The sequence below is a fragment of the Streptomyces sp. x-19 genome, assembly GCF_046549115.1.
Lineage (GTDB): Bacteria > Actinomycetota > Actinomycetes > Streptomycetales > Streptomycetaceae > Streptomyces > Streptomyces albulus_C.
The window spans coordinates 332,290-358,535 of record NZ_JAJPWK010000003.1 but is presented as its reverse complement, the minus strand read 5'-3'; the positions used below and the strand labels follow the sequence as shown (position 1 = coordinate 358,535).

The following is a 26,246-nucleotide window of genomic DNA, read 5'->3' as shown; positions in this document are numbered from 1 at the left end:
ATTCGGCCGCACTGATGGGGCGTCAGGCAGGGGGCCGGGCGAGGCTTCAGGGCATGGAACGAGTGCGGTGGACACCGAAGCGGGCGCGGGTCGGCGGGGTGGTGCTGGCGGTGTGGGTGCTGCTCGCCGGGGTGGTGCCGCCCTCCGGGGCGATCGGCGCCGCGCGGCCGCCGGAGCGGGCGGGCCGGGGATCGGCGTGGCTGCCGTTCTGGGGCGACGTCGAGGGCGCCTACCGGGACGCGTTGGCGCACGCCGACCAGCTCCACACCGTCAGCCCCTTCTGGTACGAGACGACGGGGGAGCGCGCGGTCACCGGCCGGCCCGGCGCGGTCCGGCCGGAGGTCGTCGCGGGGCTGCACCGGGCCGGGATCGCGGTGGTGCCGACGGTGACCGAGACGCTGGACGCGGCGGCGATGGGGGAGTTGCTGCACGACCCGGTGCGCCGGCGGGCCCACGTCGAGACGCTGTCGGGGGTGGTGGCGAGCCAGGGGTACGACGGGATCGACCTGGACTACGAGACGATGGCGGTGACCGGCGACGCGGCCGCCCGGGCCCGGGTGCGCAGCGGCTACGTCACCCTCGTCGAGGAGCTCTGCGCGCGGCTGCACCGCCGCGGCAGGACGTGCGTGGTGACGGTGATGCCGCGGATCCGCGGGGCCGGCGCGGCCTTCGCCTACCGGCGGCTGGGCGCGCTCGCCGACACCGTGCGGTACATGGGCTACGACCTGCACTGGTCGCTGGGCGAGCCGGGCCCGCTGTCGTCCAAGGGCTGGTACGCGCGGATCCTGCGCGACGCCACCGCCGAGGTGCCCCGGGATCGGATCGAGGTGGCCTTCCCCGGCTACGGCTGGGACTGGGTGCCCGGCAGCGGCCGGCGCGCCACCCACCTGACCTGGCACGAGGCCGAGGCGCTGCGCCGGCGGGTCGGCGCCCGGTACGCCTTCGACGCGGACTCCGGCACCCCGCACTTCCGTTATGCGCGCGGCGGTGAGCGGCACGAGGTCTGGTACCAGGACGCGCGGGGCGTCCGGGCGCAGCTGCCGCTGCTGGCGGCGTACGGGGTGCGGGGGCGGGGGCGGGGGCTATGGGCGCTCGGGTTCGAGGATCCGGGCGTCTGGGCCGCGTTCCGCGGCGAGCAGGCGGAGCGCGGCCTCGGACGGTGAGCCGTCGGCGGCGGTGTACATCAGGACGGCCTGCCCGGAGCCGTCCGGGGTCTGCAGCATCTCGAAGTCCAGGGTCAGGTCGCCCACCAGCGGATGGTGGAGGTGCTTGGTGCCGAAGGTGCAGTTGCTCACCGAGTGGCGCGACCACAGGGCGCTGAACTCGGTGCTCTTCATCGACAACTCGCCGATCAGCTCCGCCAGTTGCTGATCATCGGGGCGCTGGCCGGCGGCCACCCGCAGGGCGGAGACGGCGCGTCGGGTCTCCTCCTCGCGCTCCGGGTACAGCTCGCGGGTGTGCGGGTCGAGGAAGAGCAGCCGCTGGGTGTTGGGTCGGTCCTGGGGGCGGGACGGGCCGTCGAAGTCCAGGTGGCCGGCGAGCAGCGCGTGCCCGAGGCGGTTCCAGGCCAGCACCTCGAAGCGCGGCCCGAGGGCGACGGCCGGCACGCCGGGCACGGCGGCGAGCAGTTGCCGCACGCCGGGGCGCGCGGTGTCGGGGCGGACCGCCGGGCGGCGCCGGCCCGGTGTCGGGCGGGCGAGCTGCCGCAGGTGGGCGCGCTCGTCGGCGGTCAGCCGCAGCGCCCGGGCCAGGGCGTCCAGCACGCCCTCGGAGGCGTTGTGGCTCTGGCCCTGTTCGAGGCGGGTGTAGTAGGCGACGCTGACGCCGGCGAGCTGGGCGAGCTCCTCGCGCCGCAGGCCGGGCACCCGGCGGCGGGCCCCGTAGGAGACCAGGCCGACGTCCTCCGGCTGGAGCCGGGCGCGGCGGGTGCGGAGGAAGTCCCCGAGTGCAACGGGGCCGGTGGCGGGTGCGTCCATGCCGGCCAGTCTGCGCCATGGGGCGGCCGGGTTGCCTGTCCCTGTCATGGCCAGGCTGGCGGCCGGGCGAGGGCGGCCGGCGAGGGCGGTCGTCCGGTGGCCGGGCACCCGGTGGCGGGCCCGGCCGGAACTGTTCCTTCGGGGATACCGACCGCTTAGTATGCCCCGTGGCGGGGGCCGGTTCCGGTCCCGCACCAGCCGTACGTCCGAGGTCTGTGGAGGCATCAGGTGAAGGCATGGCGCGTGCACGCGAACGGGGAGCCGCGAGCGGTGATGCGGCTGGAGGACGTCGCCGACCCGCAACCCGGCCCCGGCCAGGTGCTGCTGCGGGTGCGGGCCGCCAACGTCAACTTCCCCGACGCGCTGCTGTGCCGGGGCCAGTACCAGGTCCGGCCGCCGCTCCCGTTCACCCCCGGCGTGGAGATCTGCGGCGAGGTGCTAGCGGTCGGCGAAGGGGCCGGCGCCGAGGTCGGCGCGCGGGTGCTGGCCCAGCCCGCGCTGCCCGGCGGCGGGTTCGCCGAACTCGCGGTCGCCGACGCGGCGACGGTCCGCCCGGCGCCCGACGCCCTGGACGACGCGGGCGCCGCCGCGCTGCACATCGGCTACCAGACCGGCTGGTTCGGACTGCACCGCCGGGCCCGCCTCCAAGCGGGCGAGACGCTGCTGGTGCACGCCGCGGCCGGTGGCGTCGGCAGCGCCGCCGTCCAACTGGGACGGGCCGCCGGCGCCCGGGTCATCGGCGTCGTGGGCGGCCCCGAAAAGGCCCGCACCGCCCGAGCGCTCGGCTGCGACCTGGTCCTCGACCGGCACACCGACGACCTCGTCGCCGCGGTCAAGGAGGCCACCGGCGGGCGGGGCGCGGACGTGGTCTACGACCCGGTGGGCGGCGACGCCTACGCCAAGTCCACCAAGTGCATCGCCTTCGAGGGCCGGATCGTCGTCGTCGGCTTCGCCGGCGGCACCATCCCCGCGCCGGCCCTCAACCACGCCCTGGTCAAGAACTACGCCGTCCTCGGCCTCCACTGGGGCCTGTACAACACCAAGGACCCGGCCGCCGTCGACGCCTGCCACGAGGAACTGACCAAACTCGCCGCCCGGGGCGCCATCGAGCCGCTGATCGGCGGGCGGGTCCCGTTGTCGGCCGCCGCCGACGCCGTCCAGCGGGTCGCCGACGGGGACTCCGTCGGCCGCCTGGTCGTGCTCCCCGGCGCGGAGGAGGGCCGATGACCGACGCCGCCGACCTGCGCCGGCGCACCGCCGCCCTGCTCGCCGCGCACCCCGTGGCCACCACCGACCGGCTCGACTTCCTGCGCGCCCGCTTCGACGCCGGGCTGGCCTGGGTGCACTTCCCCGAAGGGCTCGGCGGACTCGGTGCGCCGCGCGCCCTCCAGGCCGTCGTCGACGCCGAACTGACCGCCGCCGGCGCCCCGGACAACGACCCCGGCCGGATCGGCATCGGCCTGGGGATGGCCGCGCCGACCGTCCTGCGCTACGGCACCGAGGAGCAGCGGCGGCGCTTCCTGCGGCCGTTGTGGACCGGCGAGGAGGTGTGGTGCCAGCTCTTCAGCGAGCCCGGCGCCGGCTCCGACCTGGCCGGACTGGCCACCCGCGCGGTCCGGGACGACGGCGGGGACTGGGTGGTCGACGGCCAGAAGGTGTGGACCTCCAGCGCCCACCTGGCGCGCTGGGCGATCCTGGTCGCCCGCACCGACCCGACGGTCCCCAAGCACCGCGGCATGACGTACTTCGTGTGCGACATGACCGACCCCGGTGTCGAGGTGCGGCCGCTGCGCCAGATCACCGGCGAGGCGGAGTTCAACGAGGTCTTCCTCACCGGCGTCAAGATCCCCGACGCGCACCGCCTCGGTGAGGTCGGCGACGGGTGGCGGGTCGCCCAGACCACGCTGATGAACGAGCGGGTCGCCATCGGCGGCGCCCGCACCCCGCGCGAGGGCGGGATGGTCGGGGTCGCCGCGGCCGCCTGGCGCGCCCACCCCGAACTGCGCACCCACGACCTGCACCAGCGGCTGCTGAAGCTCTGGGTCGACGCGGAGGTCGCCCGCCTCACCGGCGAACGGCTGCGCCAACAACTGACCCAGGGCCAACCGGGCCCCGAAGGCAGCGGCATGAAACTGGCCTTCGCCCGCCTCGCCCAGCAGATCAGCGGCTGGGAGGTGGAGTTCCGCGGCGAGGACGGCCTCACCTACGACGACTGGACGCTGCGCCGCCCCGAGGGCGTCGACTTCACCGGCCGGGTGGCCGGCTACCGCTACCTGCGCGCCAAGGGGAACTCCATCGAGGGCGGCACCTCCGAAGTGCTGCTCAACATCGTGGCCGAGCGCGTCCTGGGCCTCCCGCCCGAGCCGCGCACCGACAAGGACGTCGCGTGGAAGGACCTCCCCCGATGACCGGCACCGACGAGACCGCACCCGACCTGCTGTACTCCGCCGAGGAGGACGCGCTGCGCACCGCCGTCCGGGCGCTGCTCACCGACCGCTGCGCTCCGGCCGCCGTCCTCGCCGACCTGGAGACCGGCCGTCCGTACGACCCGGAGCTGTGGCGGGCCCTGACCGCCGAGATCGGAGCCGCCGGGCTGCTGGTCCCCGAGGAGCTCGGCGGGCAGGGCGCCGGTGCCCGCGAGGCCGCCGTCGTCCTGGAGGAGTTGGGCCGGGCGGTCGCCCCGGTGCCCTACCTGAGCAGTGCGGTGCTCGCGGTCACCGCGCTCCTCGGCTGCGACACCGACCGGGCCGAGGTCGCCGGCCCGCTGGCCGAACTCGCCGCGGGCCGCACCGTCGGGGTGCTCGCCGTCCCGCTGCCGACCGCCCCCGGCGGGCCGGGCGCGGCGACCGTGCGGGCGGACGCGGCCGGCGCGCTCACCGGGCGGATCACCTCGGTCGCCGACGCCGCCGGCGCCGGGTTGCTGCTCGTCCCGGCCGAGGGCCCGGACGGGCCGGCGCTGTACGCCGTGGACGCCGCGGCGGACGGCGTGCGCACCGAGCCGCTCACCCCGCTCGACCTGACCCGCCCGCTGGCCCACGTGGTGCTCGACGGGGCCCCGGGCCGCCCGCTGGCCCACGGGGCGCGGGCCCGGAGCGCCGTGGACCGGGCGTTGCGCACCGGCGCCGGGCTGCTCGCCTCGGAACAGCTCGGCCTCGCCGAGTGGTGCCTGGAGGAGACCGTGCGGTACACCGGCGAGCGCACCCAATTCGGGCGCCCGGTCGGGTCGTTCCAGGCGCTCAAGCACCGGATGGCCGCGCTCTGGCTGGACGTCGTCTCGGCCCGGGCGGCGGCCCGCAACGCCGCCGACGCGCTGGCCGCCGACCGCCCCGACGCGCCGATGGCGGTCGCGGTGGCACAGGCGTACTGCGCGCCGGTCGCGGTGCGCACCGCCGAGGAGTGCGTCCAACTGCACGGCGGCATCGGGATGACCTGGGAGCACCCGGCGCACCTGTTCCTCAAGCGCGCCAAGGGCGACGAACTCGCCCTCGGTGCGCCGGGGCGCCACCGGGAGGCGCTGGCGGGCCTGGTCGACCTGGCCGCGCCCTAGCCCGGCGGCCCGGCGGCCGGTGCGCCCCGGCGGTTTTCGTCGGTGACGGCGAACGGGCGGCTGAAGGCGTGGGCGGTGCCGTTGCCGGCGGCGACCTCCAGCGCGTAGGCCCGGCCGGGCGGCACCGCGGGCAGCGTCACCAGGGCCTCGCCGGCACGCGCCGCGCCGGCCCGCGGGGAGACCAACGCCAGTCGCTGTATCCGGCCGCGGCCGGCGGTCGCGCTCAGCCAGACGTCCACCTCGGCGCCGGTGGAGTTGGTCCAGGCGACCGGGAAGCTGCCGTTGGCCCGCAGGTTCACGGGGCCGGCGGGCGCCGTGACCTGGATCGTCCCGGCCGGTCGGGACCCGGCGGGGCGGACGGTGGCCGGGTCCCGCGCGGCGGGCGCCGCCCGGAGCGCCGGGTCCGCGCCGGCCGGCCCGTCGCGGGTGACGGCGGAGCGGCCGGCGGCGACCGGGCCGGCGGCGGCGGCCGGCGCCGCGGCGGGGGCGGCGGCCCGTTCGGGGCCGCGGTGCGAGGGGGCCAGTTCGAGGACCAGCGTGCAGCCGACCGCGGTGGCGGCGACCGCGACGGCGAGGGTGTTGGCCGTCTCGGCGACCCTGCCCATCGTGTCCTCCTTTGCTCGGGGGAGGGACGGCCGGAACCTGCCCCGCGACCTTGATCATCAAAAACCCGCGCCCGGTGACCACCTGCCTGGACAGTTCCGGCGCGACAGGCCCCGGAACGGGAGGGATACTGCGCGCCGCAGGCGACCCATGGGTAAAGGGTGAGTAAAGCGCGAGGGTGTCTGGAAAGTGCGGTTCGGGTAGCGTCGGAGCCATGAAGACCGCAACCCGCCGTGTGCTGATCGGACCGGTGCTCCTGCTGCTGGCGGCCCTCCTCGCGATGGTCACGGTGGCTGCGCCCGGGGCGCATGCCGCGGGTGGGCTGGACGAGGCGGCCGCGGCGCTGCGGAGGGGCCCGGTCTACGTCGACCCCCGCGCCTCAGGTCAGTTTTCGGCCAGCCAGGCGGATGCCCTCACCAAGAAGATCAAGGACTCCGGCAAGCCGGTCTTCGTCGCCGTCCTGCCCCGGACCTCCGACTACCAGCCGGCCACGCTGCTGCGGGACCTCCGGACCAAGGTCGGCATCGCCGGTGTCTACGCCGTCGAGCTCGGTGACGGCTTCAACGCCGGCGCCGACCCCCGGGTGATGCCGCGCACCGCCGTCCAGAACCTCGTCGGCGCCGTCAACCGCTCCGCGTACCCGACCGTCTCCGAGCGCGTCAACAGCTTCGTCGACACCGCGGTCACCGAAGCCCACGGGCACGCCCCGGCTTCCTGGGGCGGCGCCGCCGGCGGCTTCGACACCGGCACCGCCATCGGCCTCGGCGCGCTGATCGTCGTCGGGGGCGGCGGCGCCTACGCCATCGCCCGCCGCAACCGCCGCAAGCGGGCCGAGGAGGAGCGCGCCGCCCTCGAAGACCTGCGGATCGTCGTCGACGAGGACATCACCGCGTTCGGCGAGGAACTGGACCGGCTGGACTTCGACCCGGGCGAGGCCGGTGCCGACGACGCGATGCGCGCCGACTACGCCCGGGCCCTGGACGCCTACGAGGACGCCAAGTCGGCGATGGCCGCGGCCGAGCACCCCGGCGACGTGCAGGCGGTCACCAAGGAGCTGGAGGAGGGCCGCTTCACGCTCGCCACGCTGGCCGCGCGCCGCACCGGTCAGCCGCTGCCGGAGCGGCGGCTGCCCTGCTTCTTCGACCCCCGGCACGGCCCGTCGGTGGTGGACGCGACCTGGGCCCCGCCCGGAGGCGCGGAGCGCACCGTCCCGGTCTGCGCCGCCGATCGGAGCCGACTGGAGGACGGCCGCGAGCCGCTGGCCCGCACCGTCCGCACCCCGCAGGGCGACCGCCCCTACTGGGACGCGGGCCCCTCCTACGCCCCCTGGGCCGGCGGCTACTTCGGCGGCGGACTGCTCCCCGGCCTCCTGGTCGGCACCACCCTCGGCCACCTGATGGCGGCCGGCCCCGCCTACGGCGCCGACTTCGGTGGCTACCAGGGCGCGGAGGGCGGCGACGTCACGGGTGCCGACTTCGACCCGGGGGACTTCGGCGGTGGCTTCGGCGGCGACGGCGGCTTCGGCGGCGGCGGTGACGGGGGCTTCGGCGGCGGCGACTTCTGACCGCGGCGGGCCACCCGGCGCCGGCTACCGGGTCCGGCCGTCGCCCGCCACCACCCGCTTGGCGCCCAGCAAGCGGGCGTACCGCGGCCGCACCGCGAAGTCGGCGTAGGTCCACACCACCGGGCGGCCCACCTCCCGGCACAGGTGCAACACCCGGTCCGGGCCCAGGTGGACGCCGACGTGCGCGCCGTACCCGGCGGGCCGTCCGGCGACCGGGCCGGCGTCGAAGAGCACCAGGTCCAGCGGGCCCGGCGGGGCGGTCGGCCGGGTCGCGGCGCGGTCCGCCCAGAGTTCGGCCGACCGCAGCGGCGGCACCCGCAGTCCGAAGTGGCCCAGCACGGCGTAGGCGTAGCGCTGGCAGTTGGCGCCCCCGGTGAGGTCCGGGGGCGGCGCCGGGCCGGCCGTCGGTGGTCCGGCCGGGTGTGACGGGCATTCAGGTGTCCCGGCTCCCGGATGGCGGGCGGCCGAGTAGGCGACGTTGCGCAGCGCCCGGGGCAGCGCCTCGCATGCGACCGGGCCGTGAGCGGTGGGGACTTGGGGGCGATCGGGAGAGGTCACCGGGCCATGATGCCGGCGCTCTTCCCGGTGCTGCCCGGCGCGGTGTCGAGGAGTCTCGACTAGGGCTGATCCATGCACACGCCCACGTCCGGATCCGCCGGGCCCGACGTGTACTCGACACCGCGAGGAGACCCCGATGGAACGCCGCATTCCCAAAGCCGCGCTGTGGAGCGCGGCCGCGGCCGCCGTGCTGGCGGCCGTCGCCCCGAACGGTCCGGCGCGGGCCGTGCCGCATCCCGACCCCAGCCCCCAGCCCTCCCAGCGGGGCATGCTCGACGCGATGCGCCGGGACCTCGGCCTCTCGCCGGTCCAGGCCCGCACCCGGCTCGCGCAGGAGGCCGAGGCCCAGCACACCGCGCTCGCGGTGCGCCGGGTGCTGGCCGCGCCGCCCGCCGGGATGTGGTTCGACACGTCGCTCGGCCGGCTGGTCGTCGCGGTGACCGACGCCGCCGACGCCCGTCGGGTGCGGTCCGCCGGCGCGGTGCCCAAGACCGTCCGGCACAGCCGGGCGACGCTGCGCGGCATGGTGCAGCAGATCGCCGAGCGGGCCGGGCGCGGGGTGCCCGGCGTCACCGGCTGGGGCATCGACGAGCGCGCCAACGGGGTGGTGGTGCGGGTCGACCGCGCGGCGCGCACCAACCGCACCGCCGGTTTCGAGACCACGGTCCGCCAGCTCGCGGTCCGTTCGCGGGTGCCGGTCTCCGTCGAGCGCAGCGACCAGGCGCCGCGCCAGCAGAGCGGCACGGTCGTCGGCGGCGAGCGCTGGATGCCGGGCACCGACGGCATCTGCTCGATCGGGTTCTCGGTGACCGGTCCCAGCGGGCTCCGCGGCTTCGTGACGGCCGGTCACTGCACCTTGAAGGCCAACCAGCCCGCGTACGGCAAGGACAGCAGCCGGCTGGGCACCTCCAACCAGGGCGGGTCGCACAGCGTCAACGGCTACGGGGGCGACTTCGGCCTGGTGACGGTCGACCAGCAGGGGTGGAAGCTGAGCCCGTCGGTGGCCGGTCAGGGCGGCAGCCCGGTGACCGTCACCGGCTCCCAGGAGGCGATCGTCGGGATGTCGATCTGCCACTCGGGCCAGACCAGCGGCTGGCGCTGCGGCGAGGTGACCCGCACCGACCAGACCGTGGACTACGGCAACACCGTCATCTCCGGCCTGTCCTTCACCAACGCCTGCTCCGCGGCGGGGGATTCGGGCGGTTCGTACGTCACCCAGCCCGGCGCCCCCAAGGCCGTCGGCGTGCACTCCGGAGGCGGTGCCGCGACGTGTGACGTCGGCGGGGACACCGTCACCATCTTCCAGCCGATCGACGAGCCGCTGCGGAAGTGGGACCTGAAGCTGGTGACCGGCACCCCGTGAGCCGCGGCCCGGTCCCGGGAGCCACCGCGGCCCCAGCAGATCAGGGGCACCCGGGACCGGTTCATGACCACACCTTTACGTACTGTTTAATGGCAACCGCATAATTGCGAGCCATTCGCAACAACAGTCGATCTTCAAAAGGGGTGTGGGCAATGACGTCCCGGTCCATACGGCGCGTGGCCGCCACCGCGCTGGCGGCCACGATGGCGCTCACCGCGGCGGCCTGCGCCGCGCCGAACGAGGGCCGGGGCGGCGGCAAGCCCACCGACACCGCGGTCGTCGGCATCGCCTACGAGCCCGAGACGCTCAGCCCCCTCCTGGGATACGGCAAGGACGGCAACTCCAAGATCTTCGACGGGCTGCTCACCCACGACGCCGAGATGCGTCTGAAGCCCGCACTGGCCGCCGCCCTCCCCAAGGTCACCGACGGCGGCACGACCTACACCTTCACCCTCCGCCCGGGCGTGAAGTTCAGCGACGGCAAGCCCTTCACCGCCGACGACGTGGTCTTCACCTACGCGACCATCCTGGACGAGAAGACCAACAACGCCTCCAAGGCCGAACTGGACGCCCTCGACAAGGTCGAGAAGAAGGACGACCGGACCGTCGTCTTCCACCTGAAGTACCCGTACGCCCCGTTCGCCGAGCGCACCGTCCTGCCCATCGCCCCCCAGCACCTCGCGGGCCGACAGGACGTCAACACCGGGTCCTTCACCACCCACCCGGTCGGCACCGGCCCCTACGTCCTCACCAAGTGGTCCAAGGGCGAGAAGCTCACCTTCACCGCCAACCCGCACTACTGGGGCGGCGCGCCGAAGGTCAAGCACTTCACCATGGCGATCATCAAGGACGACGACATCCGCGCCACCCGGCTGCGCTCCGGCGACCTCGACGGCGCCATCCTGCCGCCGGAACTCGCCGCCACCTTCAAGGCCGACCAGGGCCGCAAGACCGTCGCCGCCAAGACCTTCGACTACCGCAACGTCACCCTGCCCAGCGCCAACCCGGTCACCGGCGACCGCGCCGTCCGTCGGGCGCTGGACCTCGCCGTCGACCGCCAGGCCATGGTCAAGGGCATCCTCAGCGGCGCCGGCAAGCCCGCCTACGGACCGGTGCCGACCGACAGCCCCTGGTTCGCCAAGGGCACCGAGCGCCCGCACGACCTGGCCAAGGCCCAGCAGATCCTCGACGAGGCCGGCTGGAAGAAGGGCCCCGACGGCGTTCGCGCCAAGGACGGCCGGCGCGCCTCCTTCACCCTCTGGTACCTCTCCGGCGACAAGCTCCGCCAGCAGCACGCCCTGGCCTTCGCCTCCGACGCCAAGAAGGCCGGCATCGAGGCCAAGGTCGAGTCCGGCACCTGGGAGGCGATCGAACCCAACATGAAGCAGGACGCGGTCCTCGCCGGCGGTGGCAGCCCCGCCGACCCCGACTTCGACCAGTACCTGCTGCTGCACTCCTCGCTCGCCGGCGACGGCTTCAACAACATGTCCCGGTACGCCAACGACACCGTCGACGACCACCTCGTCGCCGCCCGCCGCACCGACGACCACCAGGCCCGCAAGAACGCCTACGACGCCGTCCAGCGCGAACTGGTCAAGGACCCCGCCTACGTCTTCCTCACCCACGTCGACCACCTCTACGTCATCGACGACCGCTGGCAGGGCCTGACCACCCAGGTCGAACCGCACGACCACGGCCTGGCCTCCGGCCCCTGGTGGAACGTCGAGGACTGGCAGCCCACGAAGTGACCGCGCCGACCTCGCTGCCCTGGGGGCCGATGGCGCGGATGACGGCACGGCGGGCGCTGACCGCCGTGCCGGTCCTGCTCGCCGTCACCCTCGGGGTGTTCGCGATCGCCGCCGCCTCGCCCTTCGACCCGGTGCGCGCCTACGCCGGCACCGCCGGCCTCACCGCCTCCCAGGAGAACCTCGACCAGCTCCGCCACAACCTGGGCGTCGACCAGCCGCTGCTCACCCGCTGGTGGGACTGGCTGACCGGCGCCCTCACCGGCGACCTCGGCGACTCCGCGAGCCTGCGCGCCCCGGTCTCCCAGGTCATCGGCGAACGCCTCGGCTGGTCGGTGCTGCTGTGCGCCCTGGCCTTCGCCCTCGCCGTGGCCGCCGGCACCGTCCTCGGCGTCCTGGCCGCCCGGCGCCGCGGCGGCGCCGTCGACCGCGCCGTCACCGCCACCGCCTACGTGCTGGAAGCCGCCCCGCCCTACTGGCTCGGTCTGCTCGCCGTCTGGCTGGGCGCACTCAAACTCGGCGTGCTGCCCGCCGGCGGCCTCACCGACACCGGCAGCGACCTCGTCACCGCCGGCCAGGCCGCCCGCCACCTCGTGCTGCCGGTGCTGGTGCTCGCCGTCTCCCAACTCCCGTGGTTCGTGCTCTACGTCCGCCAGGGCGTCGCCGACGCGCTGGCGGAGGACCCCGTGCGCGGCGCCCGCGCCCGCGGCCTGCGCGAACGCACCGTGCTGCGCCAGCACGCGCTGCGCTCCGGCCTGCTGCCCGTGCTCACCCTGATCGGCTCCCGAGTGCCCGAACTCATCACCGGCGCCCTCCTGGTGGAGACCGTCTTCAGCTGGCCCGGCATCGCCGCCGCCACCGTCCAGGCCGCCACCAGCGTGGACTTCCCGCTGCTGGCCGCGCTGACGGCGCTCGCCACCGCCGCCGTCCTGGCCGGCAACCTGCTGTCCGACCTGCTCTACGGGTTGGCCGACCCGAGGGTGGGGTTCGATGGCTAGCGCCAGCACGTCCGCCGCGCCACCGCAAAGCCGGCGCGGCACCGGCTCCCGGCGCGCCCTGCGCCTACGGATCTGCGCCGGCATCCTCGCCGCCGTCGTCCTCGCCGTCGTCCTCGTCCCACTGCTGTTCCCCCTGGACCGGCAGGCCGTGGACCTCGCCGCGAAGCTCCAACCACCCTCCGTCGCCCACCCGTTCGGCACCGACGAGGTCGGCCGCGACCTGCTGCTCCGCTGCGTCTACGGACTGCGCGTCTCGCTGCTGGTCGGGGTGGTCGCCGCCGTGGTCGCCACGGTCATCGGCACCGCCGTCGGCGCCCTGGCCGGCGCGCTCGGCGGCTGGGCCGACCGCACCGTGATGCGCCTGGTCGACCTCTTCTCCTCCGTGCCGCACCTGCTGCTGGGCATCTTCATCGTCGCCATGTTCCGGCCCGGCGTCTGGCCGGTGATCGTCTCGGTGGCGCTGACGCACTGGCTGTCCACCGCCCGGATCGTCCGCGCCGAGGTGCTCTCGCTGCGCTCCCGACCCCACCTCGACGCGGCCCTCACCGGCGGCGCCTCCCGCTGGCGGGTGACGTCCCGTCACCTGCTGCCGGCCGTGCTGCCGCAGGCCGCACTCGCCGCCGTGCTGATGGTGCCGCACGCCATCTGGCACGAGTCCGCGCTCTCCTTCCTCGGTCTGGGGCTGCCCGCCCACGAGGCGAGCCTGGGCATCATGGCCAACGCCGCCCGCAGTTCCCTGCTGGCCGGCGACTGGTGGCCCACCCTCTTCCCCGGCCTGTTCCTCGTCGTGCCCACCCTCGCCGTCGCCGGCCTGGCCGGCGCCTGGCGGGAGCGGCTCAACCCGCGCCGCCGATCGGAGCTGATGCTGTGACCGCCCACGGGACCGCGGCGGACGCCGCCCGCCCGACACCCGACCGGAACCCCGGCCCGGCCGGCGCCACCGCCGAGCGTCCCCTGCTCACGGTCCGCGACCTGACCGTCCGCTTCCGGATGCCCGGCGGCCGGTCCGTCGCCGCGGTCACCGACGCCGCCTTCGACCTGGCACCGGGCGAATGCCTGGTCCTCGTCGGCGAGAGCGGCTGCGGCAAGTCCGTGCTCGCCTCGGCGCTGCTCGGCCTGCTGCCCGGCAACGCCGAGGCCACCGGCACCGCGCTGCTCACCGACGCCCGCGGCACCACCGACCTGCTGGCCGCCGGCGAGGCCGAACTGGCCCGCTCCGTGCGCGGCCGCCGCATCGGACTGATCCCGCAGAGCCCGGCCGCCCACCTCACCCCCGTCCGCACCGTCCGCGCCCAACTGGAAGAGACCGTACGGGAGTTGACCGACACCCCGCGCGGACCCACGCTGCGGTCGGCCGCCGAGCGGATCGCCGAACGCGCCGCCTTCCCGACCGGCCACCTCGACCGCCACCCGCACCAACTCTCCGGCGGCCTCGCCCAGCGCGCCGCCACCGCCCTCGCCCTGGCCGGCGACGCCCCGCTGCTGCTCGCCGACGAACCGACCACCGGCCTCGACCGCGACCTGGTCGACCGCACCGTCGACGAACTCCGCCGGCACCTCGCCGCCGCACCGTCCCCCACCGCCGCGAACGGCACCGGCCGCGCCCTGCTGATGATCACCCACGACCTGACGGCGGCCGAGCGGATCGCCGACCGGGTCGCCGTGATGTACGCCGGCCGGATCGTCGAACTCGCCGACGCCCCGCGGTTCTTCGGCACCCCCGGCCCCCGCCACCCCTACGCCCGCGGCCTGCTGGACGCCCTGCCCGAGCGGGCCTTCACCCCCATCCCCGGGATGCCGCCCGAACTCGGCGCCCTACCCGACGGCTGCGCCTTCGCCGCCCGCTGCGACCGCGCCACCGCGCGCTGCGCGACGCTCCCCGCACCGCGCGACGGCGTCGCCTGCCACCACCCGGGCCCGCCGAAGACGGAGACCGACCGTGCTCGAACTGCGTGACATCACCGCCGGATACGACCGCCGCGCCCCCGTCGTACGCGGCGTGTCGCTGGCCGTCGCCCCGGGCGAAGCGGTCGGCCTGCTCGGCCCGAGCGGCTGCGGCAAGTCGACCCTGGCCCGGGTCGCCGCCCTGCTGCACCGCCCCGACGCCGGCACCGTCGTCCTGGACGGCACGCCCGCCCGCGGCTGGCGCCACCGCGCCCCCCGCACGCAGCGCACCGCCTTCGGCGTCCTCTTCCAACAGCCCCGACTGTCCGCCGACCCCCGACTGCGGCTCGCCGACGTGATCGCCGAACCACTGCGCGCCACCGGACGGAAGGCCGAAGTAGCCGACCGGCTGGGAGAGTTGGGGCCGCTCGTCGGCCTCGGTGCGGAACTGCTCACCCGACGCCCGCACGAGGTCAGCGACGGCCAGCTGCAACGCGCCTGCCTGGCCCGCGCCCTGGTGCTCCGCCCGCGCTGGCTGATCTGCGACGAGATGACCGCGATGCTGGACGCCTCCACCACCGCCGCCCTCGTCGCCGTCGTCGAGTCCTACCGGCGGGAGAGCGGCGCCGGACTGCTCGCCGTCGGCCACGACCGCACGCTCCTGGAACGCTGGTGCGACCGCACCGTCGGCTGGGCGGAGCTGGCAGCGACCGCCGGAATGCCGGGCGCGGGCTGAGCGTTCACCCTACGATGGTCCGGCGCGTGACGGACGAGCACCATGATGCTGGAAGTGATCAACGGTGAGACAGGAGCGATCGTGACCGAAGCGACGCATGTGACGGCCGAGGCGGACACGGCTGCGCCCTTCACCGTGCCGATCACCGTCCGCGGCTACGAGACCGACACCCAGGGCCACCTCAACCAGAGCGTCTACCTCCAGTACGCCGAGCACGCCCGCTGGTCCCTCCTCCAGGCCAGCGGCATCCCGCAGCGCGCACTGGTGGCCCGCGGCATCGGCCCGGTCACCGTCGAAACCACCATCCGCTACCTGCGGGAGCTCCACGCCGGCGACGAGGTCGAGGTCAGCTGCCGGTTCGTGTGGGGCGAGCGGAAGACCTTCGTGATCGAGCAGTCCGTCCACCGGACCGACGACGGCACCCTCGCCGCCGAGATCCGCGCGGTCTGCGGAATCCTGGACCTCACCGAACGCCGCCTCGTGAAGGACCCGCGCACCGCCCTCGGCGAACTCGCCACCGACCCCGCGCTCCTGGGCCTCGACCAGCCGTAGGCGCGCCCACCCCACCCTGCCCCACCGCACGGTCCGCGCTCACGACCGCTGCGGCACCACCGTCACCTCCGTGCCGGCCGCCCGCACCGCCCGGACCTGCTCCGCCGGCAGCCCGTCGTCGGTGATCAACAGATCGAAGTCGGACAGCGGCGCCAGCGCGTACAACCCCTCCTTGGCGAACTTGGTGTGGTCGACGAGCAGCACCCGCCGCGCCGCGCTCTCCATCATCGCCCGCTTGACCTGCACCGTCTCCGGTGAGGTGTGGTAACAGCGGCCCTTGGCCACGGCCGTCGTCGACAGGAACAGCACGTCCGCCCGGTAGGCCCGCACCGCGTCCGCGGTGTGCAGCCCCATGAACGCGTCGTACGCCGGGAAGTACGCCCCGCCCAACGTGATCAGCGAGATCCCCGGCTCCTTGGCCAGCGTGGTGATCGCCGGCAGCGAATTGGTGAGCACCGTCAGTGGCGCGTGCTCGGGCGCCTGGTGCGCCAGCATCAGACAGGTGGTGCTGTCGTCCAACAGCACCGTCTGCCCCGGCGTCAGCAACGCCGCCGCGGCCCGCGCCAACGCCTGCTTGGTCGCCGCCATCGTCGCCATCCGCTCCGCGACCGTGCCGTGGAAGTGCGCCGACGGCAGCCCCGTCGCCCCGCCCCGCACCTTCCGCAACCAGCCCTGCGCCTGCAGCGCGTCCAGGTCCCGGTGGGCGGTCATCAGGCTGATCCCGAACTCCGCGGTCAGCTCCGAGGTCCGCACGAACCCCCGCGCGACCACCGTCTCCCGGATCCGGCGCCGCCGTTCCTCCTGGGCCTCGACCCGGTCCATCGCCCCGTTCCCTCCGGTTCGCACCGCGGTCACCCACGTGAAGGCGCCGCGTGATGTTCACACGAAGGTAACGCGGGCCACCGGGTGCAGGTGCCCGCCGGACGCGGTTCCGTCCCGATGCCTCACGGCAGCTCCCCGCCGCGATGGGAACATTCCGGCCGCCCTTGACGGCCCTTTCGCGCGAGCGGTTGCATCACCGCGTCGTCCACCGGCCCCCGAGGCTCCCGCCACCCCTCCCGCCGGCCCGGACCACCCGCATCCGTCCCGCCGCACACAAGGGGAGCTTCGATGACGAACCCTCCGCTGCCCGCGCCCCGCGCGCTCCCGGCCCGCCTCGGCATCCCGCCGACCCTCGCCTGGGGATACCTCGGACTGCTCCTCTTCATGATCGGCGACGGCGTCGAATCCGGATACCTCTCGCCGTACCTCATCGAACGCGGCATCCCCGAGTCCCGGGTCGCCCTGCTCTTCACCGTCTACGGCATCGCCGCGGCCATCGCCGCCTGGCTCTCCGGAGTCCTCTCCGACCTGTGGGGCCCGCGCCGCGTGATGGCGACCGGCCTGGCCGTCTGGGCCGCCTTCCAGCTCCTCTTCCTCACCGCCGCGCTCCCGCTCACCAGCTACCCCCTGATGCTCCTCGGCTACGGCCTGCGCGGCCTGGGCTACCCGCTCTTCGCCTACGGCTTCCTCGTCTGGATCGCCGGCGTGGCACCCCGGGCCCGCCTCGGCACCGCCATGGGCTGGTTCTGGTTCGCCTTCACCGGTGGACTCCCCACCCTCGGCTCCCTCGTGGCCAGCGGCCTGATCCCGCGCATCGGCGCCTACGCCACGCTCTGGGCCGCCCTGGCACTGGTCGTCGCCGGCGGACTGACCGCACTGCTACTCGTCCGCGACGCACACGGCGCGCCCCGCCCCCGCACCGCGGGGGAGGGGCCACTGGCCACCCTCGTCGGCAGCGTCACCGTCCTGTGGCGCAACCCCCGGGTCGGCGCCGGCTCCCTCGTCCGGGTCATCAACACCGCCTCGCAGTTCGGCTTCTTCGTCGTCCTGCCGGTGCACTTCACCAAGACCGTGGGCTTCACCCTCACCCAATGGCTGCACCTGCTCAGCGCGATGTTCGCCACCAACATCTTCGCCAACCTGCTGTTCGGCGTGGTCGGCGACCGCATCGGCTGGCGCCGCACCATCGCCTGGTGCGGCGGCGCCGGCTGCACCCTGAGCACCCTGACGCTGTTCTACGTCCCCACCGCCGCCGGCCCCAACTTCCCGCTCGCCCTCCTGGTCGCCGCGTTCTACGGCGCTACTCTGGCGGGATACGTACCGATATCAGCGTTGATGCCCTCCTTGGAACCGCGGCACAAGGGTCAGGCACTGGCGGCGCTCAACCTCGGCGCCGGCGCCAGCACCTTCGTCGGACCCGCCGTCGTCGCCGCCTTCGTCGGGCCGCTCGGCGTCGAAGGGGTGGTCTGGATCTTCGCGGGGATGTACGCGGTGAGCTGCGCCCTCACCCTCCTGCTGAAACTGCCGGACCCACCGGAACCGGCAGCCACCGTCCGCACCGCCGCCGCGCACCCCACCGAACGCCCCGGCGCGAAGGGACTGAGCTGATGTCCGTCCTCACCATCGACGCCGGCACCACCGTCATCAAGTCCGTCGTCTTCGACGACCAGGGCCACGAGACCGCCGTCTCCCGCATCGCCACCGACGTCCTGCGCCCCCACCCCGGCTGGGCCGAACAGGACATGGACGCCGTCTGGCGGGCCGTCGTCCACACCGTCCGCGACGTGCTCACCGACCTCACCGACCCGGTCCGGCTGATCGCCTTCACCGCCCAGGGCGACGGCGCCTGGCTCGTCGACGACCACGACCGCCCCACCGGCCCCGCCATCCTCTGGTCCGACGGCCGAGCCGGCGACCTCCTCACCACCTGGCAGCACGACGGCCTCCTCGAAGCCGCCTTCCGCCGCAACGGCTCCCTGACCTGCGCCGGCATGCCCAACGCCCTCTTCGCCTGGCTCGCCGCCCACGACCCGGACCGACTGGCCCGCTCCACCACCTCGCTCACCGCCGCCGGCTGGCTCTTCCTCCGCCTCACCGGCATCCGCGCCACCGACGAATCCGACGCCTCCGCCCCCTTCCTCGACCACGCCACCGGCGACTACGACCCCGCCATCCTCGACCTCTTCGGCCTCACCGACCACGCCCGCCTCCTGCCCACCGTCCTCGCCGAGGACCAACGGACCGCCGAACTGACCACCGCAGCCGCCGACCAACTCGGCCTCCCCACCGGCCTCCCCGTCGTCATGGCCCCCTACGACATCGCCGCCACCGCCCGCGGCGTCGGCGTCGTCAACCCCGGCCAGGCATGCAGCATCCTCGGCACCACCCTGTGCACCGAAATCGTCCGCACCGGCATCGACACCACCGGCGAACCCTCCGGCGTCAACATCGCCTACCGCGGCCGCGAACGCGTCCTCCGCGCCTTCCCCACCCTCAACGGCGCCGAAGTCCTCGGCTGGGCCGCCCGCCTCCTCCACCTGCCCGGACCACCCGAACTCTCCCGCCTCGCCTTCGAAGCCGAACCCGGCGCCCGCGGCCTGATGTTCCTGCCCTACCTCTCACCCGCCGGCGAACGCGCCCCGTTCCTCGACCCCACCGCCCGCGGCTCCTTCTGGGGCCTGACCCTCGACCACACCCCCGCCGACCTCGCCCGCGCCGTCTTCGACGGACTCTCCCTCGTCCTGCGCGACTGCCTGACCGCCGCCCGCACCGACGTCACCGAACTGCGCCTGTGCGGCGGCGGCGCCAACAGCGACGCCTGGTGCGCCCTGATCGCCGACGCCACCGGCGTGCCCACCGCCCGCTCCGGCGACACCGAGATCGGCGCCAAGGGCGCCTTCCTCACCGGCCTGGTCCGCACCGGCGCCGTCAGCAGCATGCACCGCGCCGCCGACACCTACGTCCACGTGCAACGCCGCTGGCAACCCGACCCCGAGCGCACCGCGTTCTACGCCGCCCTCCACGAGGACTTCCTCGCCTGGCGCGGCCTCGCCCGCACCGACGGCTGGCGCACCACCGCCACCTGGCGCCCGGAAACCACCACCCGCCGCACCGACCCCACCCACCACCCCGCCGAGCAACCCGCCCCAGGAGGCATCCGTGTCTGACCCGCACGCCCCCGGACCCACCGGCCACCACCCCGGCCCCGACGGCATCTGGCTCGGCCTCGACCTCGGCACCCAAAGCGCCCGCTGCCTCGCCGTCGACGGCACCGGCACCCTCCTCGCCACCGCCGCCCGCCCCCTCACCAGCAAGCGCACCGGCAACCGCCACGAACAAGACCCCCACCAGTGGTGGACCGCGCTCGCCGAAGCCTGCCGCGAAGCCCTCACCGGACTCGACACCCGCCGCATCCGAGGACTGGCGATCGACGGCACCTCCGGCACCCTCCTCCTCACCGACCCCCACGGCACCCCCCGCACCCCCGGCCTCATGTACGACGACGGCCGCGCCACCGAACAGGCCGAAGCCGTCAACGCCGCCGGCGCACCCGTCTGGCAGGAACTCGGCTACCGCACCATGCCGCCCTCCTGGGCCCTGCCCAAACTCCGCTGGCTCCTCGACGACGACCCCACCCTGCGCACCGGCTCCCGCCTCCTGCACCAAGTCGACCTCATCACCTGGAAACTCGCCGGCCACCAACTCCCCAGCGACACCAGCCACGCCCTCAAAACCGGCTACCACCTCATCGACGAACGCTGGCCGCACGAGGTCACCGACCGCCTCGGCATCCCCACCGACCTGCTGCCCGACGTCGCCCGCCCCGGCACCGTCCTCGGCACCGTCTGCCCGGCCGCCGCCGACGCCACCGGCATCCCCGCCGGCACCACCATCGTCGCCGGCATGACCGACGGCTGCGCCGCCCAGATCGGCGCCGGCGCCCTCACCCCCGGCGCCTGGAACGCCGTCCTCGGCACCACCCTCGTCCTCAAAGGCAGCAGCGACCACCTCATCCGCGACCCCGCCGGCGTCGTCTACTGCCACCGCGGCCCCGGCGACACCTGGCTGCCCGGCGGCGCCTCCAGCAGCGGCGCCGGCGTCATCTCCCAGTACTTCCACGGCGAGAACCTCGACGTCCTCACCGACCAGGCCGCCGCCCTCGACCCCGACGCCGTCGCCTACCCCCTCGTCTCCACCGGCGGCGAACGCTTCCCCTTCCACGCCCCCGAAGCCGAACCCTTCATCCTCGGCGACGTCCCCACCCGCGCCACCGCCTTCCACTCCTACCTCCTCGGCGTCGCCTGCCTCGAACGCCTCTGCTTCGACTACCTCGACCTCCTCGGCGCCCCCACCGACGGCCCCCTCACCTACACCGGCGGCGCCACCCACAACACCTACTGGTGCCGCCTGCGCGCCGAAGTCCTCGGCCGCACCGTCCACGTCCCCGAACACGCCGAAGGCGGCCTCGGCATGGCCGTCCTCGCCGCCACCTCCACCGGCGCCACCCTCACCGAAGCCGCCACCGCCATGGTCCGCCCCGGCACCGAGATCCGCCCCGCCCCCGACCGCACCACCCGCTACCTCCCCGTCTACCACCGCTTCGTCGACGAACTCACCCGCCGCGGCTGGCTCGCCCCCACCGTCGCCGACCACGCCCTCAGGAGGGCCACCCAGTGACCGACTTCCTCCTCGTCCGCCACGGCGAGACCGTCTGGCACGCGGAGAACCGCTACGCCGGCCGCTCCGACGTCCCCCTCACCGACCGCGGCCGCGAACAGGCCCGCACCCTCGCCCACTGGGCCACCACCGCCGACCTCACCGCCATCTGGACCTCCCCCCTGACCCGCGCCCGCCTCACCGCCGCCCCCGCCGCCGACGCCTGCGGCCTCACCCCGCACGTCGACGAACGCCTCTACGAACTCGACTTCGGGCAGGGCGAGGGCCTCACCCGCGACGAAATGCGCCAACGCTTCCCGCGCGGCGTCGCCGACTTCCTCGCCGACCCCGCCGACCACCACCTCCCCGGCGGCGAACACCCCCGCCACGCCGCGGAACGCGCCGCCGCCTGCCTCACCGACATCGCCCGCGACCAACCCCACGGCCGCATCCTCGTCGTCGCCCACTCCACCCTCATCCGCGTCCTGCTCTGCCACCTCCTCGGCATCCCCCTCGCCGCATACCGCCGCACCTTCCCCGAACTCCACAACGGCGCCCTCACCGAAATCCGCCTCGACGGCACCCACACCGCCCTCCTCCGCCTCAACGCCCCCACCCACACCGAAACCCCCGCCGCCCTGCCCTGACCCGCACCACCCCCACCCCACCCCGCACCACCCCACCCAGGAGAAGCCCCCGCATGACCACCACCGTCCTCGCCGCCGGCAACCACTTCATCCGCCCCGGCCTCTTCAGCGCCGCCGTACGCGCCGCGGCCGGGGACACCCCACTGGACATACGCGAGATCCAATTCGGCTGGCCACACACCCCCTTCGGCCCGGTCGCCGAAGTCACCGAGGCATCCGGCACCGAAGACGACATGATCCAGGCCCTCCAAGGCATCGAGATCTGCGTCACCGAACACGGCCCGCTCACCGAACGCATCCTCGCCAACTGCCCCGACCTCAAGCTCTTCTGCACCAGCCGCGGCGGCCCCGTCAACGCCAACCTCGCCGCCGCCACCCGCCACGGCGTCGCCGTCTGCAACGCCCCCGGCCGCAACGCCACCGCCACCGCCGAACACACCCTCACCCTGCTGCTGGCCGCCGCCCGCGGCGTCGGCGACACCCACACCGACCTCCGCCGCGGCATCTGGCGCGGCGACTACTACGACTACGACAACTGCGGCATCGAGATCGACGGCACCACCATCGGCCTCATCGGCTTCGGCGCCATCGGCAGCCGCGTCGCCAAGGTCCTGCACGCCATGGGCGCCCACGTCCTCGTCCACGACCCCTACGTCCGCCCCGAAGCCCTCGCCGGCCTCGCCGAACAGGTCCCCCTCGACGCACTCCTCACCCGCTCCCGCATCGTCTCCCTGCACGCCCGCGTCACCCCCGAGACCACCGGCATGATCGGACCCGCCCAACTCGCCGCCATGCCCCACGGCTCGGTCCTGATCAACTGCGCCCGCGGCGCCCTCCTCGACTACGACGCGGTCTGCGACGCCCTGGAATCCGGGCAACTCGCCGGCGCCGGCTTCGACGTCTTCCCCGAAGAACCCGTCCCCGCCCACTCCCGCCTCCTGACCGCCCCCGGCGTCGTCCTCACCCCGCACATCGCCGGCGGCAGCCAACAGGTCGCCCACAAGGCCGCCGCGATCGTCGCCGGCGACGTCGGCCGCTACCTCCGCGGCGAACCCCTCCACCACCAGGCCAACGCCTGACCCGCACAACGACGGGACGGCCCGCCTCGAAAGGCGGGCCGTCCCGTCGTCACGCTTCCAGATGCGCCGCTCAGCGCCGCCGCACCAACGGGAACGGCAGCGTCTCCCGGATCGACAGACCCGTCAGGAACATCACCAGCCGGTCCACGCCGATACCCAGACCACCGGTCGGCGGCATCGCGTACTCCAGGGCCTGGAGGAAGTCCTCGTCCAGCTCCATCGCCTCCGGGTCACCGCCGGCCGCCAGCAGCGACTGCGCCGTGAGCCGCCGCCGCTGCTCGACCGGATCCGTCAACTCCGAATAGGCCGTGCCCAGTTCGGTGCCGAACGCCACCAGGTCCCAGCGCTCCGCCAGCCGCGGATCGACCCGGTGCTGACGCGTCAACGGCGAAACATCGGTGGGGAAGTCCTTGTAGAACGTCGGCAGCGTCGTCTTCTCCTCCACCAACCGCTCGTACATCTCCAACACGACGTCGCCGCGACCCATCTCCGGCTTCACCGGCACCGACGACGCCTGGCACAACCGCCGCAGCACCGCGGGATCGGTGTCCGCGTCGACCTCCTCGCCCAGCGCCTCGGAGATCGCCCCGTACACCGTCTTCACCGGCCAGATCCCCGAGATGTCGTGCTCGACCAGGCGCCCGTTCTTGTCCGCCTTCCGCGCCGTCGCACTGCCGAACGCGGCCACCGCCGCACCCTGGATCAGCTCCCGGGTCAGGTTCAGCATCACGTCGTAGTCGGCGAACGCCTGGTACGCCTCCAACATCGTGAACTCGGGATTGTGCTTGTACGAGATGCCCTCGTTGCGGAACGTCCGCCCCATCTCGAAGACCTTCTCCATGCCACCCACACAGAGCCGCTTGAGGTACAGCTCCGGCGCGATCCGCAGGTACAGGTCCAGGTCGTAGGCGTTGATGTGGGTGTGGAACGGACGGGCGTTCGCCCCACCGTGGATCTGCTGCAACATCGGCGTCTCGACCTCCAGGTAACCCCGGTCGATCAGCCCCTGCCGCAACGCCTGCACCGCCGTGCTCCGCGCCCGCACCGTCTCCCGCGCATCCGGCGACACGACCAGGTCCACGTACCGCTGCCGCACCCGCGCCTCCGGGTCGGACAGCCCCCGCCGCTTGTCCGGCAACGGACGCAGACACTTCGCGGTCAACCGCCACCGCGTCACGAACACCGTCAACTCACCGCGGTCACTGGTGCCGACCTCACCCTCGGCCTCCACGTGGTCACCGAGGTCCACGTCCGCACCGAAGCGGTCCAACAGCTCACCGGCCGCGTCCCGGGTCAACGCGATCTGCAGATCGCCCGACCAGTCCCGCAACTCCGCGAACAACACACCACCGTGATCCCGGACCAGCAGCACCCGCCCGGCGACCGTCACCGTCTTGCCGGTGCGCTCACCAGCCGCCAGCGCCCGGTACTCCTCACGCACCTGACCGAGCGTGTGCGTCCGCTGCACCCCGACCGGGTACGGGTCGGTACCCGCCTGGCGCAGCCGCTCCAGCTTCTGATGCCGCACCCGCACCTGCTCCGGCAGCGCGGCCAACTCCCGCTCCCGCCGCTCCTCCTCGGTCGCCGGCGCGGCCTGCACCAGACCCAACTCGTCCAACGACGGCAGCCCCGCGGTGCTCGCCGGCGCCAACACCCGCTTCTTGTGGCCCTTGCCCCACAGTTTGCCCAGGCTCGGCACCGCCACGAAACCCTCGGCGATGCCCGACGCCATACCGATCCGCGCCAGCGCACCGGCATCCGCGTAGCACAGGAACCGCGGGTACCACTCCGGGTGGTACTTCGAGTTCGACCGGTACAGCGCCTCCAACTGCCACCAGCGGGAGAAGAACAGCAGCAACCGCCGCCACACCTTCAACACCGGACCCGCACCGATCCGCGCGCCCTCCTCGAAGGCCGACCGGAACACCGCGAAGTTCAACGAGATCCGCCGCACCCCCAGCGCCCCGGCCTGCGCGCACAGCTGCGCGACCATGAACTCCATCACGCCGTTCGGCGCACTGCGGTCGCGCCGCATCACGTCCAGCGAGATGCCGTCCTTGCCCCACGGCACGAACGACAACAGCGCGATCATGTTCCCGTCGCCGTCGAACGCCTCGGCCAACAGGCACTCGCCGTCCTGCCCGTCCCCGAGCCGGTCCAGCGCCATCGAGAAGCCACGCTCGGTCTCGGTGTCCCGCCACGCGTCCGCCCGGTGGATGACCTCCTGCATCTCCGCATCGGTCAACTCCGCGTGCCGCCGCACCCGGAACGTCGCCCCGGTCCGCTCGACCCGGTTGACCGCCTGACGGGTGCCCCGCATGTCCCGGCCGTCCAGATCGAACTCCGAAACGTGCAGGATCGCCTCGTCACCGAGCTGCAACGCACCCAGCCCGGCCCGCGCGAACGCCTTGGCACCGTCCTCGCTCGCCCCCATGACCGCCGGCTGCCAGCCGTACCGACCCGCGACTTCCAGCCACGCGTCGATCGCCGGCGCCCACGCCTCCCGGTCACCGACCGGGTCACCACTGGCCAGACAGACACCGGCCTCCACGCGGTACGTCACCGCGGCCTTGCCACTGGGGGAGAAGACCACCGCCTTGTCCCGGCGGGTGGCGAAGTAACCCAGCGAATCCTGACTGCCGTACTTCGACAGCAACGCCCGGATCCGGTCCTCCTCGTCACCGTGCAGCGCCGCTTCCATCCGCTGCGAACGGAACAGCGCGGCGGCGGCGTTGAGCAGCGCCAGCGCGCCCAGCAGCCCGAGCAGCGTGCCGATCCAGTGCGGCGGGTGACCCTCCACGATCCGGCCGCCGACCAGCCCACCACAGACGCGGTTGGCCGCCCACAGCAGGCGATTGCCGCCACCGGCCTCCAACGAACCCGGTGCCAACGACACCACGCCCCAGCCGACCAGCACCGCGGCCACAAGACCACCGGCCAGCACCAGCGCGGCCCGCAGGAACGCACCGCGCCGAGTGATCGCGTAGAACTCCCGGTGCGAGACGAGCAGCAGCACCAGCGCCCCGGCGCACAGCGCCAGCGAGAAGCCGAACTCCCAGAACCCGGCCGCCAGGAACAGCGCGTCGGCGAGGACGTTCAGCACCATGTACGCGGCCACGAACCACAGCGCCACCCGTTTGCGCGCGGTCATCGCCGCGGCCAGGAGGAAGAGGAACGCGGCGTAGGCGAAGTTCGGCGCCACCGGGATCGTGAGCGTGTCCAGCCAGTAGATCACCGAGTGGAGCGTGCGCCGAAGGGGCCCGATCAGCGCCGTCAGGGCACAGAAGAGCCCCAGCAAGCTGAAGATGATGGCGAAGCCATTGGGGACGCGGCGCCGGAAGCGCAGCCACCCCGTGAGTTGATCCTGGTCCTGCACGGTGCTCATTCCGTCACATTAGGCTCTGAAAAGGGGTCGGCAGTCCGACACGAGGCGCGTGCTCCGCCTCCGGCCCACTGCCGCTGTGACCGGCCGACCATCGAGGCTCCGGCCCGCCCCCTCTGTTGTCTGTCCCTCAC

General features: G+C 74.1%; 22 protein-coding genes. 17 read left to right on the top strand and 5 right to left on the bottom strand.

Annotation, left to right across the window (positions count from 1 at the left end):
* Nucleotides 1-53: 53 nt before the first annotated feature.
* Nucleotides 54-1,163 (top strand): glycosyl hydrolase family 18 protein, encoded by a 1,110-nt coding sequence (locus tag ACLJT4_RS10265; RefSeq protein WP_411121986.1) that lies wholly within the window; start codon nt 54-56, stop codon nt 1,161-1,163.
* Here the strand turns inward: ACLJT4_RS10265 and ACLJT4_RS10260 are convergent.
* The gene (locus ACLJT4_RS10260) at nt 1,083-1,976 is read right to left on the bottom strand and encodes a helix-turn-helix transcriptional regulator (RefSeq protein WP_411121985.1); all 894 of its coding nucleotides are present in this window, start codon (nt 1,974-1,976) and stop codon (nt 1,083-1,085) included. The genes ACLJT4_RS10265 and ACLJT4_RS10260 overlap by 81 nt on opposite strands.
* Before the next feature lie 228 nt (nt 1,977-2,204).
* Here ACLJT4_RS10260 and ACLJT4_RS10255 point away from each other — a divergent pair, with 228 nt between their 5' ends.
* The 3 genes from ACLJT4_RS10255 to ACLJT4_RS10245 are packed head-to-tail and all read left to right on the top strand — an operon-like array spanning nt 2,205 to nt 5,523.
* Nucleotides 2,205-3,203: an NADPH:quinone oxidoreductase family protein gene (locus ACLJT4_RS10255; protein WP_402539364.1), complete on the top strand. Its 999-nt coding sequence runs from the start codon at nt 2,205-2,207 to the stop codon at nt 3,201-3,203.
* Entirely contained in the window at nt 3,200-4,384 is a 1,185-nt protein-coding gene (locus tag ACLJT4_RS10250) for an acyl-CoA dehydrogenase family protein (RefSeq protein WP_382465009.1), read from the top strand. Before ACLJT4_RS10255 ends, ACLJT4_RS10250 begins: the two co-directional genes overlap by 4 nt.
* Nucleotides 4,381-5,523 (top strand): acyl-CoA dehydrogenase family protein, encoded by a 1,143-nt coding sequence (locus ACLJT4_RS10245; RefSeq protein WP_411121984.1) that lies wholly within the window; start codon nt 4,381-4,383, stop codon nt 5,521-5,523. The genes ACLJT4_RS10250 and ACLJT4_RS10245 overlap by 4 nt, the downstream gene beginning before the upstream one ends.
* On the opposite strand, the gene ACLJT4_RS10240 is transcribed toward ACLJT4_RS10245, so the two are convergent.
* Nucleotides 5,520-6,128, bottom strand: coding sequence for a hypothetical protein (locus ACLJT4_RS10240; RefSeq protein ID WP_411121983.1), 609 nt, complete (start codon nt 6,126-6,128; stop codon nt 5,520-5,522). The two genes, ACLJT4_RS10245 and ACLJT4_RS10240, sit on opposite strands and share 4 nt — an antisense overlap.
* 212 nt (nt 6,129-6,340) lie before the next feature.
* On the opposite strand from ACLJT4_RS10240, the gene ACLJT4_RS10235 reads away from it, so the two are divergent.
* Entirely contained in the window at nt 6,341-7,690 is a 1,350-nt protein-coding gene (locus ACLJT4_RS10235) for a hypothetical protein (RefSeq protein WP_411121982.1), read from the top strand.
* Between the two features lie 24 nt (nt 7,691-7,714).
* Here ACLJT4_RS10235 and ACLJT4_RS10230 read toward each other — a convergent pair whose 3' ends face one another.
* Nucleotides 7,715-8,248 carry a cell wall hydrolase gene (locus ACLJT4_RS10230; protein WP_411121981.1) on the bottom strand — a complete coding sequence of 178 codons (534 nt, stop codon included), beginning with the start codon at nt 8,246-8,248 and terminating at the stop codon, nt 7,715-7,717.
* Between the two features lie 136 nt (nt 8,249-8,384).
* Between ACLJT4_RS10230 and ACLJT4_RS10225 the strand changes: the two genes are divergently transcribed.
* The 7 genes from ACLJT4_RS10225 to ACLJT4_RS10195 all read left to right on the top strand — a co-directional run bounded on the left by ACLJT4_RS10225 (nt 8,385) and on the right by ACLJT4_RS10195 (nt 15,526).
* Nucleotides 8,385-9,611, top strand: coding sequence for a S1 family peptidase (locus ACLJT4_RS10225; RefSeq protein ID WP_411121980.1), 1,227 nt, complete (start codon nt 8,385-8,387; stop codon nt 9,609-9,611).
* 152 nt (nt 9,612-9,763) lie between these two features.
* Nucleotides 9,764-11,359 carry an ABC transporter substrate-binding protein gene (locus ACLJT4_RS10220; RefSeq protein WP_411121979.1) on the top strand — a complete coding sequence of 532 codons (1,596 nt, stop codon included), beginning with the start codon at nt 9,764-9,766 and terminating at the stop codon, nt 11,357-11,359.
* A 38-nt stretch (nt 11,360-11,397) separates the two neighbouring features.
* Nucleotides 11,398-12,354, top strand: coding sequence for an ABC transporter permease (locus ACLJT4_RS10215; protein WP_411122352.1), 957 nt, complete (start codon nt 11,398-11,400; stop codon nt 12,352-12,354).
* Nucleotides 12,347-13,225 (top strand): ABC transporter permease, encoded by an 879-nt coding sequence (locus tag ACLJT4_RS10210; protein WP_411121978.1) that lies wholly within the window; start codon nt 12,347-12,349, stop codon nt 13,223-13,225. Before ACLJT4_RS10215 ends, ACLJT4_RS10210 begins: the two co-directional genes overlap by 8 nt.
* Nucleotides 13,222-14,310, top strand: a complete 1,089-nt coding sequence (locus ACLJT4_RS10205; protein ID WP_411121977.1) for an ABC transporter ATP-binding protein — start codon at nt 13,222-13,224, stop codon at nt 14,308-14,310. The genes ACLJT4_RS10210 and ACLJT4_RS10205 overlap by 4 nt, the downstream gene beginning before the upstream one ends.
* Complete coding sequence (locus ACLJT4_RS10200; protein ID WP_411121976.1) at nt 14,294-14,974, top strand: ABC transporter ATP-binding protein; 681 nt, start codon at nt 14,294-14,296, stop codon at nt 14,972-14,974. Before ACLJT4_RS10205 ends, ACLJT4_RS10200 begins: the two co-directional genes overlap by 17 nt.
* Nucleotides 14,975-15,016: 42 nt before the next feature.
* Nucleotides 15,017-15,526: an acyl-CoA thioesterase gene (locus ACLJT4_RS10195; RefSeq protein WP_411121975.1), complete on the top strand. Its 510-nt coding sequence runs from the start codon at nt 15,017-15,019 to the stop codon at nt 15,524-15,526.
* Nucleotides 15,527-15,565: 39 nt separating this feature from the next.
* Here ACLJT4_RS10195 and ACLJT4_RS10190 read toward each other — a convergent pair whose 3' ends face one another.
* Nucleotides 15,566-16,348, bottom strand: coding sequence for a DeoR/GlpR family DNA-binding transcription regulator (locus ACLJT4_RS10190; RefSeq protein WP_411121974.1), 783 nt, complete (start codon nt 16,346-16,348; stop codon nt 15,566-15,568).
* A 288-nt stretch (nt 16,349-16,636) separates the two neighbouring features.
* On the opposite strand from ACLJT4_RS10190, the gene ACLJT4_RS10185 reads away from it, so the two are divergent.
* The 5 genes from ACLJT4_RS10185 to ACLJT4_RS10165 are packed head-to-tail and all read left to right on the top strand — an operon-like array spanning nt 16,637 to nt 22,730.
* Nucleotides 16,637-17,956, top strand: coding sequence for an MFS transporter (locus ACLJT4_RS10185; RefSeq protein WP_411121973.1), 1,320 nt, complete (start codon nt 16,637-16,639; stop codon nt 17,954-17,956).
* Entirely contained in the window at nt 17,956-19,515 is a 1,560-nt protein-coding gene (locus ACLJT4_RS10180) for an FGGY family carbohydrate kinase (RefSeq protein WP_411121972.1), read from the top strand. The genes ACLJT4_RS10185 and ACLJT4_RS10180 overlap by 1 nt, the downstream gene beginning before the upstream one ends.
* Nucleotides 19,508-21,025, top strand: coding sequence for an FGGY-family carbohydrate kinase (locus ACLJT4_RS10175; protein WP_411121971.1), 1,518 nt, complete (start codon nt 19,508-19,510; stop codon nt 21,023-21,025). The genes ACLJT4_RS10180 and ACLJT4_RS10175 overlap by 8 nt, the downstream gene beginning before the upstream one ends.
* Nucleotides 21,022-21,651 (top strand): histidine phosphatase family protein, encoded by a 630-nt coding sequence (locus ACLJT4_RS10170; RefSeq protein ID WP_037683698.1) that lies wholly within the window; start codon nt 21,022-21,024, stop codon nt 21,649-21,651. The genes ACLJT4_RS10175 and ACLJT4_RS10170 overlap by 4 nt, the downstream gene beginning before the upstream one ends.
* Before the next feature lie 53 nt (nt 21,652-21,704).
* The gene (locus ACLJT4_RS10165; RefSeq protein WP_411121970.1) at nt 21,705-22,730 is read left to right on the top strand and encodes a 2-hydroxyacid dehydrogenase; all 1,026 of its coding nucleotides are present in this window, start codon (nt 21,705-21,707) and stop codon (nt 22,728-22,730) included.
* A 70-nt stretch (nt 22,731-22,800) separates the two neighbouring features.
* Here the strand turns inward: ACLJT4_RS10165 and lysX are convergent, their stop codons facing one another.
* A complete protein-coding gene (lysX, locus tag ACLJT4_RS10160) occupies nt 22,801-26,115 on the bottom strand; it encodes a bifunctional lysylphosphatidylglycerol synthetase/lysine--tRNA ligase LysX (protein WP_411121969.1) in 3,315 nt (1,104 codons plus the stop codon).
* Between the last annotated feature and the right edge of the window lie 131 nt (nt 26,116-26,246).